Below are 15242 nucleotides of genomic sequence, written 5' to 3' on the forward strand. Positions count from 1 at the left end.
GAGACTCCGGGCAATCAGTACGCGCGCGTCTTCAGCGCGATCGTTTCAACGGACAGCGGCTTGAGCTTGACGGGCTTGTAGTCCAGGCGGCTGCCCTCCTTGTACCAGAGGGTGTGCTTGAGCCAGTTCTCGTCGTCGCGGCCGTTCGGGTGTTGCGGGGTATCCGGCGCGTCGTCGCGCACGTGGGCACCACGCGATTCGGTACGCGCGTTGGCCGACACCATCGTCGCCTTGGCGACTTCGATGAGGTTGTCCAGCTCCAGTGCTTCCTGGCGCGCGGTGTTCCAGACCTTGGACTTGTCCTTGATCTCGGTCTGGCGCACGGCGGCTTCGACTTCGGTGATCTTGTCCACGCCCTGGGCCAGCATGTCCTTGAAGCGGAACACGCCGCAGTGGTTCTGCATCGTGCGCTGCATGGCGGCACGCGTCTCGTGCACGTTGGCGCCGTCCTTTTGGGTGTCGAGGCGATCCACACGGGCCAAGGCGCGATCGATCTGCTCTTGCGGGATGTCCTGCACCGCAGCGGGTTCGCTCTTGATGAAATCAACCATCGACTCGCCCGAGCTCTTGCCGAACACAAGCAGGTCGAGCAGCGAATTCGTACCCAGACGGTTGGCGCCGTGCACCGAAGCGCATGCACATTCGCCGGCGGCGTAGAAGCCCGGCACGACCTGATCGTGCACGACGACTTCGCCGAGGTAGTTCGTCGGAATGCCGCCCATCTGGTAGTGACAGGTCGGCACGACCGGGATCGGCGCCTTGATCGGATCGACACCAGCGAACTGGATGGAGATTTCGCGGATACCCGGCAGGCGGGTCATGATCGTGTTCGGGTCAAGGTGCGTGATGTCGAGCAGCACGTGATCCTTGGCCGGACCGCAACCGCGACCTTCGTTGATTTCAGTGACCATGGCGCGCGAAACGACGTCACGCGAAGCCAGATCCTTGGCGTTCGGCGCGTAGCGCTCCATGAAGCGCTCGCCCGCGCTGTTGCGCAGGATGCCGCCTTCGCCGCGCACGCCTTCGGTGATCAGCACGCCTGCACCGGCCACGCCGGTGGGGTGGAACTGCCAGAATTCCATGTCTTCCAGCGGAATGCCGGCGCGCGCCGCCATGCCAAGACCGTCGCCCGTGTTGATGAAGGCGTTGGTCGACGAGGCGAAGATGCGCCCTGCACCGCCGGTTGCGAACAGCGTCGCCTTGGCCTGGAACACGGTGATGTCGCCGGTTTCCATTTCCATGGCGATCACGCCCAGCACGCGGCCGTCTTCGGCGCGCAGCAGATCGAGCGCCATCCATTCGACGAAGAACTGCGTGTTTGCACGCACGTTGCGCTGGTAGAGCGCGTGCAGCATGGCGTGACCGGTGCGGTCGGCCGCGGCGCAGGCGCGACGCACGGGCTTGTCGCCGAAGTTCGACATATGGCCGCCGAACGGGCGCTGGTAGATCTTGCCGTTGTCCAGGCGGTCGAACGGCATGCCGTAGTGCTCGAGTTCGACCACGACCTGCGGGGCCTGCTTGCACATGAATTCGATCGCGTCCTGGTCGCCGAGCCAGTCGGAACCCTTGACGGTGTCATACATGTGCCAGTGCCAGTGATCGGGCTCCGAGTTACCCAGCGAAGCCGACACACCGCCTTGCGCCGCAACCGTGTGCGAGCGGGTCGGGAAGACCTTGGACAGGACGGCCGTCTTCAGGCCGGATTCGGAGAGTTGAATCGCGGCGCGCATGCCGGCGCCACCGGCACCGACGATCACCGCATCAAACGTACGCTTGGCGACTTTCAATTACAGCCTCCACAAAATCTGAGCCGCCCAACCGGCGTAGCCGATCAGCAGGAAGAGAACGATCGAATGCAGCGTCAGGCGCAATGCAGTCGACTGGATGTAGTCCATGAAGATATCGCGCACGCCAACCCATGCGTGATAGAACAGCGACATGAAGAACAGGAACGTGGCAAAGCGCATGAAGCCGCCGGCGAACATTGCGCGCCACGAGGCGTTGTCCCACGCCGGCATCACGAATACGTGACCGACGAAGAACAGCGTATAGAGGGCCATGACCACGGCGGTCAGGCGCTGCGCGAGCCAATCGCGAAAGCCGTAATGGGCCCCCACTACCAGACGACGTTTCACCACAGTTTCACCCCCACCACGACGGTCAGCGCGAGGCTCACCGCAAAGACGATCACCGACGACATGCGCGCGGTCGGCAGATCGACACCCACGTGCACATCGAGGAGCAGGAAGCGGATACCGGCGCAGAAGTGATGCAGGAAGGCCCACAGCAGACCCAGCAGCACCAGTTTGACCAGCGGATTGGCAACGACGGTGCGGTAAGTTTCCAGTTGTTCCGGCGTACCCAGCGACGCGCCGAACAGGAACAGGATCAGCGGAAGGCACAGGAACAAGCCTGCCCCACTGACGCGATGGAGGATCGAAAGGATCCCCGGCAACGGCAACCGAATCTGCATGAGATTCAGGTGTTTTGGCCGATTTTTTCTTACCGTAGCTTCTGCCATTTACAGCACCTCAAAAAAAGGCGGTCATCCCGGCGGGTAGACGCGCCATTCCCCCAGAACTAGCTCAGCTCGTTCAGATAAACGTGCTCAGCCGTTGAATACAGACCCCGGCGCCACTCGACCGGACGGTCGCCATACGTATAGGCCACGCGCTCTACCGACAGCAACGGGGTGTTTTCGGCCACGCCGAGCATTTCGGCGATCTTGCGTTCGGCCGCGACGGCGCGGATTTTTTCTTGCGCACGCACCATGCGCACGCCGAAGCGGGTCTCGAACAGGCTGTAGAGCGATCCTTTCCATTCCTGCAGCGTTTCCAGCGTCAGCCCCTGGAAGACTTCGCCCGGCAGATAGATTTCGTCCACCACCACCGGCTTGGTGCCATAGCGAAGCAAACGGCGGATGATGATGATCGGGCTGCCCTGCTCCACCCCCAGGTTGCGTGAGGCCTCGAGCCCGGCTCTGGCGCGCCAGCAATCGAGCGGAACGCTTTGCGGATGACTGACACTGCCGTCGACGGACGCCAGGCGGAGAAAGCGGAACAACGCGCGCGGATCGGCATGGGTAGCAACGAAGGTGCCCTTACCCTGGCGGCGCACAAGGAGATTCTCGGCGGCCAGCTCGTCGATGGCCTTGCGAGCCGTCCCTTGGCTGACGCCAAAGCGCACGGCAAGTTCCTGCTCGCTTGGAATGGATTGTCCGGGCAGCCACTCACCCGCCTCAAGTGCCTGAACTATCAGGCCTTTGATCTGGCGGTACAGCGGGCTGAAGGTGGGCGATTGCTCTGCCATGGCGCGCATTCAAACACAATTTGGAAGCAACGTCCATACCAGATCTTTTGTCTTATATAAGACATATATTAGCTTTTGACAGTCTTGGCGAGGATAATTAGAATCCTGCCCGATAAAGCGCGCTACAATCTCGCGCCTTCCGGCACAAGATGCCCTCTGGACGGGCACTCACCGGCCCCTCAGGCCCCAACACAAGCCTATTTCGGAACCAAGGAGTCATTCATGTCCAAAGCCCCTGTTCGCGTAACCGTCACCGGCGCAGCCGGCCAGATCGGCTACAGCCTGCTGTTCCGCATCGCCAGCGGCGAGATGCTCGGCAAGGATCAGCCCGTCATCCTCCAGTTGCTGGATCTGCCGCAGGCACAAAAGGCAGTCAAGGGCGTGATCATGGAACTCGAAGACTGCGCGTTCCCGCTGCTGGCCGGCGTGGTCGCATCGGACGATCCGAATGTCGCGTTCAAGGACGCTGACTTCGCACTGCTCGTCGGCGCCCGCCCGCGCGGCCCCGGCATGGAGCGCAAGGATCTGCTGGCCGAAAACGCCAAGATCTTCACGGTGCAAGGCGCCGCCATTGGTCAATACGCCAAGCCGACCTGCCGCGTGCTGGTCGTGGGCAACCCTTGCAACACCAACGCCTACATCGCCAAGGAAACGGCCAAGAAGTACGGTCGCGTTCCGGCCAAGAATTTCACCGCCATGCTGCGCCTGGACCACAACCGCGCCCTGTCGCAACTGGCCGCCAAGACTGGCCGCACCGTTGCCAGCCTGTCGAAGCTGGTCGTGTGGGGCAACCACTCGCCGACCATGTACGCCGACTACCGCTTCGTCACGTCGAACGGCGACAACGTCAAGGCGCTGATCAATGATGACGTATGGAACCGTGACGTCTTCCTGCCGACCGTCGGCAAGCGCGGCGCAGCCATCATCGAAGCACGCGGCCTGTCGTCCGCTGCTTCGGCCGCCAACGCCGCCATCGACCACATGCGCGACTGGTTCCTCGGCAGCAACGGCGAATGGGTCACCATGGGCATCGAGTCCGACGGCTCCTACGGCATCCCGGCCGGCATGATCTTTGGCTTCCCGGTCACCACCGAGAACGGCGAATACAAGATCGTGCAGGGCCTGGAAATCGACGAGTTCTCGCGCGAGCGCATCAACGTCACGCTGAAGGAACTCGAAGAAGAACGCGCCGGCGTTGCCGACCTGCTGGTCTGATCGGCTGACGGAGAAAACGGTTGGACAAGGCCTCATCGACGGACATCAGCAGGGCTGTAATCGCCTTGCATCCGAACGATGTGCTTTTTGCCGGCAGCCATGCGCTGCCGGCCATTCCTGCCGTCGATCACTATGCGGGTGCGGAGCGGTTTCTCCGTCGCGCGCTCGCCATGCAGGCCGATCTCGGCCCCCTGTTTGACATCACTTTCGACTGCGAAGACGGCGCCCCAGCCGGAGGCGAAGCCGACCACGCCCGCATGGGCGCGCAGATCATCGCCAGCAAAGACAATCGCTTCGATCGCGTCGGGCTGCGCTGCCACGACGTCACCCATCCGCACTGGCAGGTTGATCTCGATATCGCCCTGTCGATCTGCGGCGATCGCCTTGCCTTTGTGACGCTGCCGAAGGCGCGCGACCTCGAAGACGTTTTGTTTGCGCGACACGTGCTGCGAGGGCTGGAACAGCGCTACAACACCAAGCGCCATATTCCGTTGCACGTCATCATCGAAACCCATGGCGCCGTGCGCGATGTGTGGTCGATTGCTGCGCTCGAAGGCGTGGAGTCGCTCGATTTCGGGCTGATGGATTTCGTCAGCGAACACCGTGGCGCAATCCCCTCCTCCGCCCTGCGGAGTCCCGCTCAGTTCGAGCATCCGCTGATCGTGCGCGCCAAGACCGAAGTGGCTGCCGCAGCGCACGCCTACGGGCGCATTCCATCGCACAACGTAAGCACCATCCTCGACGATGCGAACGCCGTGTTCGAGGACGCCCATACGGCCCGCGAACGCTTTGGCTTCCTGCGCATGTGGAGCATCCACCCCGGGCAGATCGAGCCGATCTTGCGGGCAATGCGCCCGGACGCGGCCGACGTTGCCGACGCTGCGGGCATTCTCCTTGCCGCGCAAGCTCAGCACTGGGGACCGATCCGCTTTGAAGGCCGCCTGCATGATCGCGGCTCGTATCGTTATTACTGGCATGTGTTGCTGCGCGCACGGCGCACCGGCATGCCCCTGCCGGCCGCGGCAGACACTGCTTTCTTCGGTCCTCGCAACGCAGAGGAGTCAGCATCATGAAGGCACGTCATATCCAGTTCGCGCTGACGGTGTTGTGCGCGGCGTTGGCAGCTCACGCGCAGGACATTCCCAAGCGCAAGCCAGGGCTGTGGGAAGTAAACACCCAGATCCAGCAGATGAGCCATCCCATTGGCCCCATTCAGCAATGCGTTGACGCCAGCACCGATGAACTCTGGCATGAGCGCGGGCTGAATCGCGGCGAGTGCTCCAAGCCCGCTTTCTCGCGCAGCGGCAATACGCTGAGCTTCAAGTCCGTGTGCAAGGGCCGCGACACTACCGCCACCAGTGAAGGCGTCTTCACCGGCGACATGAATACCGCCTACCACGGCGAGGTCGTAACGCGCTTCGACCCACCGGTGCGCGGGCAAAGCGAAACCAAAGTGACTATCGATGCCAAGTGGATCGGTGCGTGCCCGGCGGGAATGAAACCCGGCGAGATGCACATGCCGCGCGGCATCACCATAAACCCCGCAGAACTTCGCGGAAATCGACAACCCAACTGAGATACGTGAATCCGGCGAGCCCCGCTCGCCGACCTTCTGGAGGACCTGACCGTGCTTGTAGCCTATCGCCAACACGTCGCTGAACGCGCAGCCCTCGGCATTCCGCCGCTGCCGCTCGACGCCAAGCAAACCGCCGATCTGATCGAGCTTTTGAAGAATCCGCCGGCCGGCGAAGAGGCGTTCCTGCTCGAACTGATCACGCACCGCGTGCCCCCGGGCGTGGACGATGCCGCCAAGGTCAAGGCGTCCTTCCTGGCCGCCGTCGCGCACAACGAAGCGGCATCGCCCCTGATCAACCGCGCCAAGGCGACCGAACTGCTCGGCACCATGCTGGGCGGCTACAACGTCAAGCCATTGATTGATCTGCTGGATGATGCAGAAGTCGGTGGTGTGGCGGCAGAGGGCCTGAAGAAGACCTTGCTGATGTTCGACTACTTCCACGACGTGGCGGAAAAAGCCAAGGCCGGCAACGCGCACGCCAAGAACGTAGTGCAATCGTGGGCCGATGGCGAGTGGTTCACCACCCGCCCGGAAGTGCCCGCCAGCATGAAAGTCACCGTCTTCAAGGTGCCCGGCGAAACCAACACCGACGACCTGTCGCCTGCACCGGACGCATGGAGCCGCCCGGACATCCCGCTGCACGGCGTGGCAATGCTCAAGAACACGCGTGCCGACGCTCCCTTCAAGCCGGAAGAAGACGGCAAGCGCGGCCCGATCAAACTGATCCAGGAACTCGCCGCCAAGGGCAATCCGGTCGCCTACGTGGGTGACGTGGTCGGCACTGGATCTTCGCGCAAGTCGGCGACCAACTCGGTCCTGTGGTGGACCGGCGAAGACATCCCGTTCGTGCCGAACAAGAAGTTCGGCGGCGTATGCCTCGGTGGCAAGATCGCCCCGATTTTCTTCAACACGCAAGAAGACGCAGGCGCCCTGCCGATCGAGATCGACGTATCCAAGATGGACCTGGGCGATGAAGTGGAACTGCGCGTCGACCACGCCACCGGCAAGATCACCGCGCTGAAGAACGGTGCCACGATCGCTGAATCGCAACTCAAGACGCTGGTGCTGCTCGATGAAGTGCGCGCCGGTGGCCGCATCAACCTGATCATCGGCCGCAGCCTGACCGCCAAGGCACGCGAATTCCTCGGCCTGCCGGCTTCCACGCTGTTCCGTCTCCCGCAGGACCCGGTCGACACCGGCAAGGGCTTCACGCTGGCGCAGAAGATGGTTGGCCGTGCGTGCGGTCTGCCGGAAGGCCAGGGCATCCGTCCGGGCACTTACTGCGAACCCAAGATGACCTCGGTCGGCTCGCAGGACACCACCGGCCCGATGACGCGCGATGAACTCAAGGACCTGGCCTGCCTCGGTTTCTCGGCCGACCTGGTGATGCAGTCGTTCTGCCACACCGCTGCGTACCCGAAGCCCGTCGATGTGAAGACGCACCGCGAACTGCCGGCGTTCATCTCGAACCGCGGCGGCATCGCCCTGCGTCCGGGCGACGGTGTAATCCACTCGTGGCTCAACCGCATGCTGCTGCCCGACACCGTCGGCACCGGTGGCGATTCGCACACGCGCTTCCCGGTCGGCATCAGCTTCCCGGCGGGTTCGGGCCTGGTCGCCTTCGCCGCCGCCACCGGCGTGATGCCGCTGGACATGCCGGAATCGGTGCTGGTGCGCTTCAAGGGTGAAATGCAGCCCGGCATCACGCTGCGCGACCTGGTGCATGCGATCCCGCTGTACGCCATCAAGCAAGGTCTGCTGACGGTGGCCAAGGCGGGCAAGAAGAACGCCTTCTCGGGCCGCATCCTCGAAATCGAAGGCCTGCCCAACCTGAAGGTGGAACAGGCATTCGAACTGTCCGACGCCTCCGCCGAGCGTTCGGCCGCAGGCTGCACGATCCGCCTGAACAAGGAGCCGATCGTCGAGTACATGCGCTCGAACATCGTTCTGCTCAAGAACATGATCGCCGACGGCTACGCCGACAAGCGCTCGCTCGAACGCCGCATCCAGAAAATGGAAGAGTGGATCGCCAATGGCGAACTGCTGGCACCGGACGCCGACGCTGAATACGCCGCCGTCATCGAAATCGATCTGGCCGACATCAAGGAACCGATCGTGTGCTGCCCGAACGATCCGGACGACGCCAAGTTCCTGTCCGAAGTCGTCAACACGCCGATCGATGAAGTCTTCATCGGTTCGTGCATGACGAACATCGGGCACTTCCGTGCGGCGTCCAAGCTGCTCGAAGGCAAGCGCGACATTCCGGTCAAGCTGTGGGTTGCTCCGCCGACCAAGATGGACGCCTCCGAATTGACCAAGGAAGGCCACTACGGCGTTTTCGGTACCGCTGGTGCGCGTACCGAAATGCCGGGCTGCTCGCTGTGCATGGGCAATCAGGCACAAGTGCGCGAAGGCGCAACGGTCATGTCGACGTCGACGCGCAACTTCCCGAACCGCCTGGGCAAGAACACCAACGTGTTCCTCGGCTCGGCGGAACTGGCAGCCATCTGCTCCAAGCTCGGCCGCATCCCGACCGTCGAGGAGTATCACGCCGACATGGGCGTCATCAACAAGGACGCGGCAAAGGTCTATCGCTACATGAATTTCGATCAGATCGAGGAGTACAAGGAAGTCGCCGACGGCGTTGCGGTGTAACGCCAGACTGCCTGACTGCAACAAGAAAACCCCGTCTGAGCGACGGGGTTTTTGTTTTCTTGACACCCACTCGTGTCAGGCCGCCCTGCGCCCTCGCACGCGCGAAGCGGTAAACGCGCATCCCTCTCATTTTGGCAGGCAAATATCGTATCTCGACGGCATACCTGCACCGTCATGCCCGGTCACCTGTTTTGAATCAATTTCGTACCATACAAGAAAGCAGACACTGAAATGATCCCGCTCTGATCCCGGAGCGCCTCATATCAGGATCTCTGCTATGACACTCAAAACGACTCCCGAACGTGAGACGTCGCTGTCCGAGCAAGCCACGCTCGCCTCTCCTGCGCGCCGCACCACCCTCAAGGCGCTGACCGCCGGGGGGCTGGCCGCCATTGCGGGCGGCATTTCGTTGCCCTTCGTCATGAGTCCGATTGCCCGCGCTGTCGAACAGGCAACGGGCGGCGCGACCGAAACCACCGTATGGAACTCATGCCTCGTCAATTGCGGAAGCCGCTGTCCGCTCAGATGCCACGTGGTCGACGGCGCTATCCGATGGATTTCCACCGACGACAATAACGGCACCGGCTCCGACGAATTCGGCGCGCATCAGGTGCGCGCATGTCTGCGCGGACGCTCCGCGAGACGTCGCGTGTATAACCCTGACCGCCTGAAGTACCCGATGAAACGCGTGGGCAAGCGCGGGGAAGGTAAATTCGAGCGCATCAGTTGGGACGAAGCCATCAGGACGATCGGCGACAAGTTGCGCCATACCATCGATACCTACGGCAACGAAGCGATCTTCTATCACTACGGCTCCGGCAGCACGGGCTACAACTTCGGTGGTCGCAACGCCTGCCAGCGCTTCCTGCGCATCATCGGCGGCTACCTCAACTACTACGGCACCTACAGCACGGCGCAGCAGGAACGCGCATTCCCATTCACCTACGGCAGTGACTTCAAGGCACATCGCAGCCTGTCGCGCGAAATGGGCAACGCGAGGCTCGTTGTATCTTTCGGCTACAACCCGGCTGAAACGCGCATGAGCGGCGGTAGCGAGATCTACCAGTATTCCGAATGGCAGCAACGCAACGAGGTGCGCACCATCTGTGTCGACCCGCGCTACACCGACACCATGCTGGGCAAGGAAGATGAATGGATTCCTATCCGCCCCGGCACCGATGCGGCGCTCGTCAATGCCATTGCGCACGTTCTGATCACCGAGGACATGGTCGATCAGGAGTTTCTCGACAAGTATTGTGTGGGCTACGACGAAAAGACCCTGCCCGCCAGCGCGCCACCGAACAGTTCATATAAGGCCTACATCCTGGGTGAGGGTCCGGACAAGACAGTCAAGACGCCGGATTGGGCGTCAAGAATCACCGGAATTCCCGTCGACCGCATCGTCAAGCTGGCGCGGGAGATCGGACAGACAAAACCTGTGTTCATCACGCAAGGCTGGAGCCTGCAACGCCACGCCAACGGCGAACAGGCCACGCGCACCATCTGCATGCTGGCGCTGCTGACGGGCAACATCGGCCTGCCCGGCACCAATAACGGCGATGAGCCAAGCAGCTTCGCCTATCCCGTGCCGGGCTATCCGCCGGTGCCGAACAAGGTGAAAGCGTCGATCCCGGTATTCCTCTGGACCGATGCCATCACGCGCGGCAGAGAAATGACCGCTGCGGCCGACGGCATCCAGGGCGTCGAGCAGCTCAACCAGCCGATCAAGTTCATCTGGAATTACTCCAGCAATACGCTGATCAACCAGCATTCGGACACCACCAGAACACACAAGGTGCTGCAGGACGATTCGCAATGCGAGTTCATCCTCGTCATCGAAAACCACATGACGCCCAGCGCGCGCTACGCAGACATTCTGCTGCCGGACGTGACCAATTTCGAGAACAGCGACATCATCTCGAACGGCTATGCTGTGGGCGAACTGGGCGGACCGATCTTTCTTTCGCAAGCAATCAAGCCGATGTTCGAATGTCGCTCGGCCTATGAAGTGTGCTCTGCGCTGGCGCGCCATCTTGGCGTCGAAGAGCAGTTCACGGAGGGACGCACGTACGAGGATTGGTTGCAGCAGGCCTACAGCAAGATGCGGGACGCCGACCCCGAACTGCCGGCAACGCTCGACGAGGCGCGCAAGATCGGCATGATCAAGCGCAGGGCCCCTGCGGACACCGGCATCGGCCTCGCCAGGTTCCGGCAGGATCCCGCCGCCAATCCGCTCAAGACGCCTTCGGGCAAGATCGAGATCTACTCCGAGGCACTGGCGACCATCGCGCAAAGCTGGACGCTGCCTGAAGGTGATGTCATCACGCCGTTGCCTCAGTACGTGGCCACATGGGAAGGGGCGGAAGACACCGAGACCCGCAAGACCTACCCGCTGCAATTGTTTGGCTTCCACACAAAGGGGCGCACGCATTCGAGCTACCACAACGTCGACGTGCTGCGCCAGGCGGTGACCGATGCCGTCTGGATCAACCCGATGGATGCCGCTGCCCGCGGCATTTCCACCGGAGACATGGTGCGCGTCACCAGCAAGCGCGGCGAGATCCGCCTGGTCGCCAAGGTCACCTCGCGCATCATGCCCGGTGTCGCGGCGATGGGCGAAGGTGCCTGGTACCAGCCTGACAGCGCAGGCATCGACCGGGGCGGCTGCATCAACACGCTGACCTCGCAGCGCCCCTCTCCCCTTGCGAAGGGCAATCCGCAGCACACGAACCTCGTGCAGATTGCGCGCGCCTAAGGAGAAACGATGATGACAACCCAATACGGCTTCTACATCGATTCGTCCAAGTGCACCGGCTGCAAGACCTGTCAGCTCGCCTGCAAGGACTACAAGGATCTTTCAGTCGACGTGAACTTCCGCCGCGTCTATGAGTACTCCGGCGGCACATGGCAGGCCGACGGAGACACGTGGCGGCAGGACGTGTTCGCCTACTACCTGTCGATTGCCTGCAATCACTGTGCAGACCCGGCCTGTACCAAGGTTTGCCCCAGCGGCGCCATGGCCAAGCATGAGAACGGACTCGTCAGGGTCGACGAAGAGGTATGCATCGGCTGCAAATCGTGCGCGATGGCATGCCCTTATGGCGCCCCCCAATATGACGCAACCAAAGGCCACATGACCAAGTGCGACGGGTGCCATGAACGCGTCGCCGAGGGGAAGCAGCCCGTATGTGTCGAATCATGCCCCTTGCGTGCGCTGGAGTTCGGTCCGGTCGATGAACTGCGCCAGAAGCACGGCGAGATCGGCGCGGTCGCACCGTTGCCGCCGCAACACTTCACGCATCCGAGTCTGGTCATCAAACCGAGCCGGAAGGCTCGTCCGTCTGGCAGTCACGAAGGGGTCCTCGGGAACCCGAAGGAGGTGTAACCATGGGCTGGAACGAATGGCCGCTGATTCTTTTCACCGTCATCTCGCAGACCGCCGTTGGCGCATTCTGGTGGTGTTGTCTGGCACTGATCGGTGCCGATCTGTCGTCTGAACAACGGCAGCGCCTCGAACGCAACATGCTTCTGTTGTGGGTCATGATGGGCGCGGCTTTTGCATTGTCGAGCTTCCATATGGGCTCACCCTTCCGCGCGATGAATTCCATGCTGCGCTTCGGGCAGGCCAACCTCAGCAACGAAGTCGTCTTTGGCGGTGCCTTCGCAGGCCTCGGCGTGGTGTACTGGCTGCTTTGCCTGCGCAACGCAAGCAGCGCGGGCGTGCGCCGGTTCGTTTTACTACTCTCGCTCCTCTGTAGCGCGGCCTTCCTGTGGAACACCATTTCGTTCTACCTGATGCCGACAGTACCGACGTGGTACACGCCTCTCACGCCGGCTGCATTCATACTCACCGCAATCATGGGTGGAAGCGCACTGGCCTGCGTGTTGTTCGGGCTGTCTGGCATCTCGGAGCCATGGCTATTGCGTAACGGGCCTGCCGTGCTGACATGCATCGCGGTGGTCGCCGCCGTAGTGGTGACGATTCTGCAGGCTACGTCGCTCGCAGGCATTCAGTCGGACATCCATCGAGCCACGGCACTTTCCCCCGACTACGGCATCCTGATGGCTGCCCGCTTTGCACTGTTCTTCGTCGCACTGGCACTATGGCTAAGCCAGTTGCCGCGAGCGGGTGCCCTGAGCACGGCCGTCTGCACCAGTAGCATCGTGCTCATCATGCTTGGGGAGATGATCGGTCGGGGCGTCTTCTATGCCTTGCACATGACCGTTGGGCTAGTCTGAGACACCACTGGCGTAGTGCGGCCAGAAGGCGCAAAAAGAGGCCCACCTGGAAGTGGGCCTCGCCGTCCATGGCCGGACAATCTGCTCGTTTCTGCAATGACGCAAACCATCGACACCACCGATATTTCGGCAAGTTGCCGCATTCTGGGGGCGCTGTTCTACCTTTCCCCAGCCGACGCCTCGGTACAGCCTTTCCTTGGGTTCCTTGCCGAGCATGCGTTGCCGGAGGCGTGGCCCTTCGGCGCTTCGCTCGAACTTGAACGCGTGCAAACGCTCATGGCGCAGGATCTGGACCGCGATCGGCTGGCCCGCGCCTATCAGCGTTTGTTCATAGGCCCTGATCACCTGGAAGCGCCCCCATGGGGTTCGGTGTACATGAGCGAGGACAGCACGCTATGTGCAGATTCCCTGCTTGACCTACGCGCCTTCTTCGCAGCAGAACAGGTCCGCTTGGACATGCGCCTCAACGAGCCAGAAGATCACATCGGCCTGCTCTTCTGGGCAATCGCATGGCTGGCTGACCAGCAGAGTCCGGCAGCGATCTCAGCGCTATTGGACAAGCACATGCTTCCTTGGTCGAACACCTACTTCAGCCGATTGGCCATGGCCGCGGAACATCCGTTTTACGTCGGACTGAGCCAACTCGCGTCATTGACGCTGGACGCGATAAGCGACGCGGTCGCCCAGGCGCAATAGTCTTGGGATCGGGCGGCGCTGCGCTTCGGAGTTCAGCGCCGCGTGCCTGGGCGCTGGCAAAACAACAAGGACGCCCCGTCCCGGCGTATTTCATCGTCTCCACACTTCCAGGACTTCCGCATCGATCATCCCGGCCCCCGACCGAGGCCTGTCTGCCGCGTGGGCCAAGCATTTGTTGCCTATCATCAGAGATAAATCGCCCGCGCAGTCGGATTTTTCTGTCACGATCGAATGGATTGGCTAGCCCGAGACTGAACGCTTCAGCCACGTCTTGGCGTCGAACCCTCGATCCACACAGAGACGGCATGGCGCGGCCAGCCCCCCTGGTGCCAACGAGGAGCGTTTTCCATGCGATCGATCTTTCGAACCCGACGTCTATTGGCAACACTGGCCTGCGCGGCAATCCTGCCCACTCATCAATCGGCGATCGCCGCTCCTGGGCCGTTCGCCACACATCCGAGAGGCATGCCGTATTCGTACAGCGGCACGCTCCCATGCGCCGATTGCGCCGGCCTGCGCTACACGCTCAATCTATTCGATGATGGCGCCTATCTCTTGCGCGCCGAGTACCTGGGCAAGACGCCCACGATCACCCGCGCCGAACTCGGCCAGTGGCGCAGTGAATCAGACGGGCATGCGATCACGCTTCTGCGCGAATGGCGGGTATCCGTCCGATTCGCCGCACCGTCGGCCGACACGCTGCGCATGCTCGATACCGAAGGCAAGCCCATCCGCTCCAACCTGAACTACACACTGCATCGCGACAAGCGATTTGACCAAGTGGAGTACCGAGGAGCGATGCGGGGCACATACAGCGTTGTCGGGGATAACGCCATATTCGAGGAGTGCGGCAGCGGCTTGCGTCTGCCGATCCTGGCCGTCGGCGACAGCGGCGACCTGCGCAGCGCCTATGCACGAGTGCGTGGCGCACCCGATGCCGGCGTGCTCGCCACGTTGGACGGTCGCATCGTTGGCAACGAGGAGTCGGGTCCGCGCCTGCTGGTCGAGCATGCCGGCGGTCTGTGGCCGGGCGAGACTTGCGGTGCGGCAGCGCCAGCGGCATTGCAGGACACCTACTGGCGACTGACGCGGCTCGGCGATCAAGCCGTGCGGGTCGCCGACCGCAGCCGGGAGCCCTACATCTCGTTCCGCGAAGGCAACGTTTCGGGCAACAGCGGCTGCAATCGCCTGGTCGGCACATACAAACAGGAGGGCGACGCATTGTCTTTCGGCCCCATCGCCGGTACACGCATGGCATGCATCTCGGGCATGGAGCAGGAGCAGCGCTTCCTGGATGCACTGGGCGAGGTTGCCAAGTGGCGGATCAACGGGTCCCACCTCGAACTCCTCGACGCCACCGGTCGGTCACTGGCTCGCTTTGAGGCTGCGGAAATGCGCTAAATGCCCCAAAATGGTGCGCGCAGCGCTAGCATCGCGGGGGACGGCGTGACAAAGCGACACGGAGATCGTAAGCAGGCTTTTACTGCCGTCAATTCCCCCCTTCTTTCAGAATTTTCTGATTTATTGCCAAACAACCGAAGTTCATTCTCAC

Annotated in this window: 13 protein-coding genes; 9 read left to right on the forward strand and 4 right to left on the reverse strand. The window is 62.2% G+C overall.

Translation table 11 applies throughout. The features are described 5' to 3' along the window. Window positions 1-14: 14 nt before the first annotated feature. The 4 genes from sdhA to ACDA63_RS01075 are packed head-to-tail and all read right to left on the reverse strand — an operon-like array spanning window position 15 to window position 3309. On the reverse strand, window positions 15-1787 hold the full coding sequence (gene sdhA / locus ACDA63_RS01060) for a succinate dehydrogenase flavoprotein subunit (RefSeq protein ID WP_373661299.1): 1773 nt from the start codon (window positions 1785-1787) through the stop codon (window positions 15-17). Continuing rightward, a complete protein-coding gene (sdhD, locus tag ACDA63_RS01065; protein ID WP_373661300.1) occupies window positions 1788-2135 on the reverse strand; it encodes a succinate dehydrogenase, hydrophobic membrane anchor protein in 348 nt (115 codons plus the stop codon). Then, entirely contained in the window at window positions 2132-2521 is a 390-nt protein-coding gene (gene sdhC, locus ACDA63_RS01070; RefSeq protein WP_373661301.1) for a succinate dehydrogenase, cytochrome b556 subunit, read from the reverse strand. Before sdhC ends, sdhD begins: the two co-directional genes overlap by 4 nt. Window positions 2522-2580: 59 nt before the next feature. Continuing rightward, complete coding sequence (locus ACDA63_RS01075) at window positions 2581-3309, reverse strand: GntR family transcriptional regulator (protein ID WP_373661302.1); 729 nt, start codon at window positions 3307-3309, stop codon at window positions 2581-2583. Between the two features lie 222 nt (window positions 3310-3531). Here ACDA63_RS01075 and ACDA63_RS01080 point away from each other — a divergent pair, with 222 nt between their 5' ends. The 9 genes from ACDA63_RS01080 to ACDA63_RS01120 all read left to right on the forward strand — a co-directional run bounded on the left by ACDA63_RS01080 (window position 3532) and on the right by ACDA63_RS01120 (window position 15091). Next, complete coding sequence (locus ACDA63_RS01080; RefSeq protein WP_373661303.1) at window positions 3532-4524, forward strand: malate dehydrogenase; 993 nt, start codon at window positions 3532-3534, stop codon at window positions 4522-4524. Between the two features lie 59 nt (window positions 4525-4583). Beyond that, window positions 4584-5597: a CoA ester lyase gene (locus ACDA63_RS01085; RefSeq protein WP_373661381.1), complete on the forward strand. Its 1014-nt coding sequence runs from the start codon at window positions 4584-4586 to the stop codon at window positions 5595-5597. Next, window positions 5594-6100 (forward strand): DUF3617 domain-containing protein, encoded by a 507-nt coding sequence (locus tag ACDA63_RS01090; protein ID WP_373661304.1) that lies wholly within the window; start codon window positions 5594-5596, stop codon window positions 6098-6100. The genes ACDA63_RS01085 and ACDA63_RS01090 overlap by 4 nt, the downstream gene beginning before the upstream one ends. A gap of 51 nt (window positions 6101-6151) precedes the next feature. After that, entirely contained in the window at window positions 6152-8755 is a 2604-nt protein-coding gene (gene acnB, locus ACDA63_RS01095; protein WP_373661305.1) for a bifunctional aconitate hydratase 2/2-methylisocitrate dehydratase, read from the forward strand. A gap of 277 nt (window positions 8756-9032) precedes the next feature. After that, window positions 9033-11510 (forward strand): DMSO/selenate family reductase complex A subunit, encoded by a 2478-nt coding sequence (locus tag ACDA63_RS01100; protein ID WP_373661306.1) that lies wholly within the window; start codon window positions 9033-9035, stop codon window positions 11508-11510. A 9-nt stretch (window positions 11511-11519) separates the two neighbouring features. Further along, window positions 11520-12140 carry a DMSO/selenate family reductase complex B subunit gene (locus tag ACDA63_RS01105; protein ID WP_373661307.1) on the forward strand — a complete coding sequence of 207 codons (621 nt, stop codon included), beginning with the start codon at window positions 11520-11522 and terminating at the stop codon, window positions 12138-12140. 2 nt (window positions 12141-12142) lie between these two features. Further along, on the forward strand, window positions 12143-12994 hold the full coding sequence (locus ACDA63_RS01110) for a dimethyl sulfoxide reductase anchor subunit family protein (RefSeq protein ID WP_373661308.1): 852 nt from the start codon (window positions 12143-12145) through the stop codon (window positions 12992-12994). A gap of 96 nt (window positions 12995-13090) precedes the next feature. Next, entirely contained in the window at window positions 13091-13690 is a 600-nt protein-coding gene (gene dmsD / locus ACDA63_RS01115) for a Tat proofreading chaperone DmsD (RefSeq protein ID WP_373661309.1), read from the forward strand. Between the two features lie 348 nt (window positions 13691-14038). Then, a complete protein-coding gene (locus ACDA63_RS01120) occupies window positions 14039-15091 on the forward strand; it encodes an META domain-containing protein (protein WP_373661310.1) in 1053 nt (350 codons plus the stop codon). Window positions 15092-15242 lie beyond the last annotated feature (151 nt).

This window comes from Uliginosibacterium sp. sgz301328, from assembly GCF_041807905.1.
Lineage (GTDB): Bacteria > Pseudomonadota > Gammaproteobacteria > Burkholderiales > Rhodocyclaceae > JBGVSA01.

What these genes read in the sequence shown, in the direction of transcription:
- ACDA63_RS01120 (WP_373661310.1), top strand. Translation starts at nt 14,039, where the DNA reads ATGCGATCGATCTTTCGAACCCGACGTCTATTGGCAACACTGGCCTGC.
- ACDA63_RS01105 (WP_373661307.1), top strand. Translation starts at nt 11,520, where the DNA reads ATGATGACAACCCAATACGGCTTCTACATCGATTCGTCCAAGTGCACC.
- ACDA63_RS01080 (WP_373661303.1), top strand. Translation starts at nt 3,532, where the DNA reads ATGTCCAAAGCCCCTGTTCGCGTAACCGTCACCGGCGCAGCCGGCCAG.
- ACDA63_RS01100 (WP_373661306.1), top strand. Translation starts at nt 9,033, where the DNA reads ATGACACTCAAAACGACTCCCGAACGTGAGACGTCGCTGTCCGAGCAA.
- ACDA63_RS01110 (WP_373661308.1), top strand. Translation starts at nt 12,143, where the DNA reads ATGGGCTGGAACGAATGGCCGCTGATTCTTTTCACCGTCATCTCGCAG.
- dmsD (WP_373661309.1), top strand. Translation starts at nt 13,091, where the DNA reads ATGACGCAAACCATCGACACCACCGATATTTCGGCAAGTTGCCGCATT.
- ACDA63_RS01075 (WP_373661302.1), bottom strand. Translation starts at nt 3,309, where the DNA reads ATGGCAGAGCAATCGCCCACCTTCAGCCCGCTGTACCGCCAGATCAAA.
- sdhC (WP_373661301.1), bottom strand. Translation starts at nt 2,521, where the DNA reads ATGGCAGAAGCTACGGTAAGAAAAAATCGGCCAAAACACCTGAATCTC.
- ACDA63_RS01090 (WP_373661304.1), top strand. Translation starts at nt 5,594, where the DNA reads ATGAAGGCACGTCATATCCAGTTCGCGCTGACGGTGTTGTGCGCGGCG.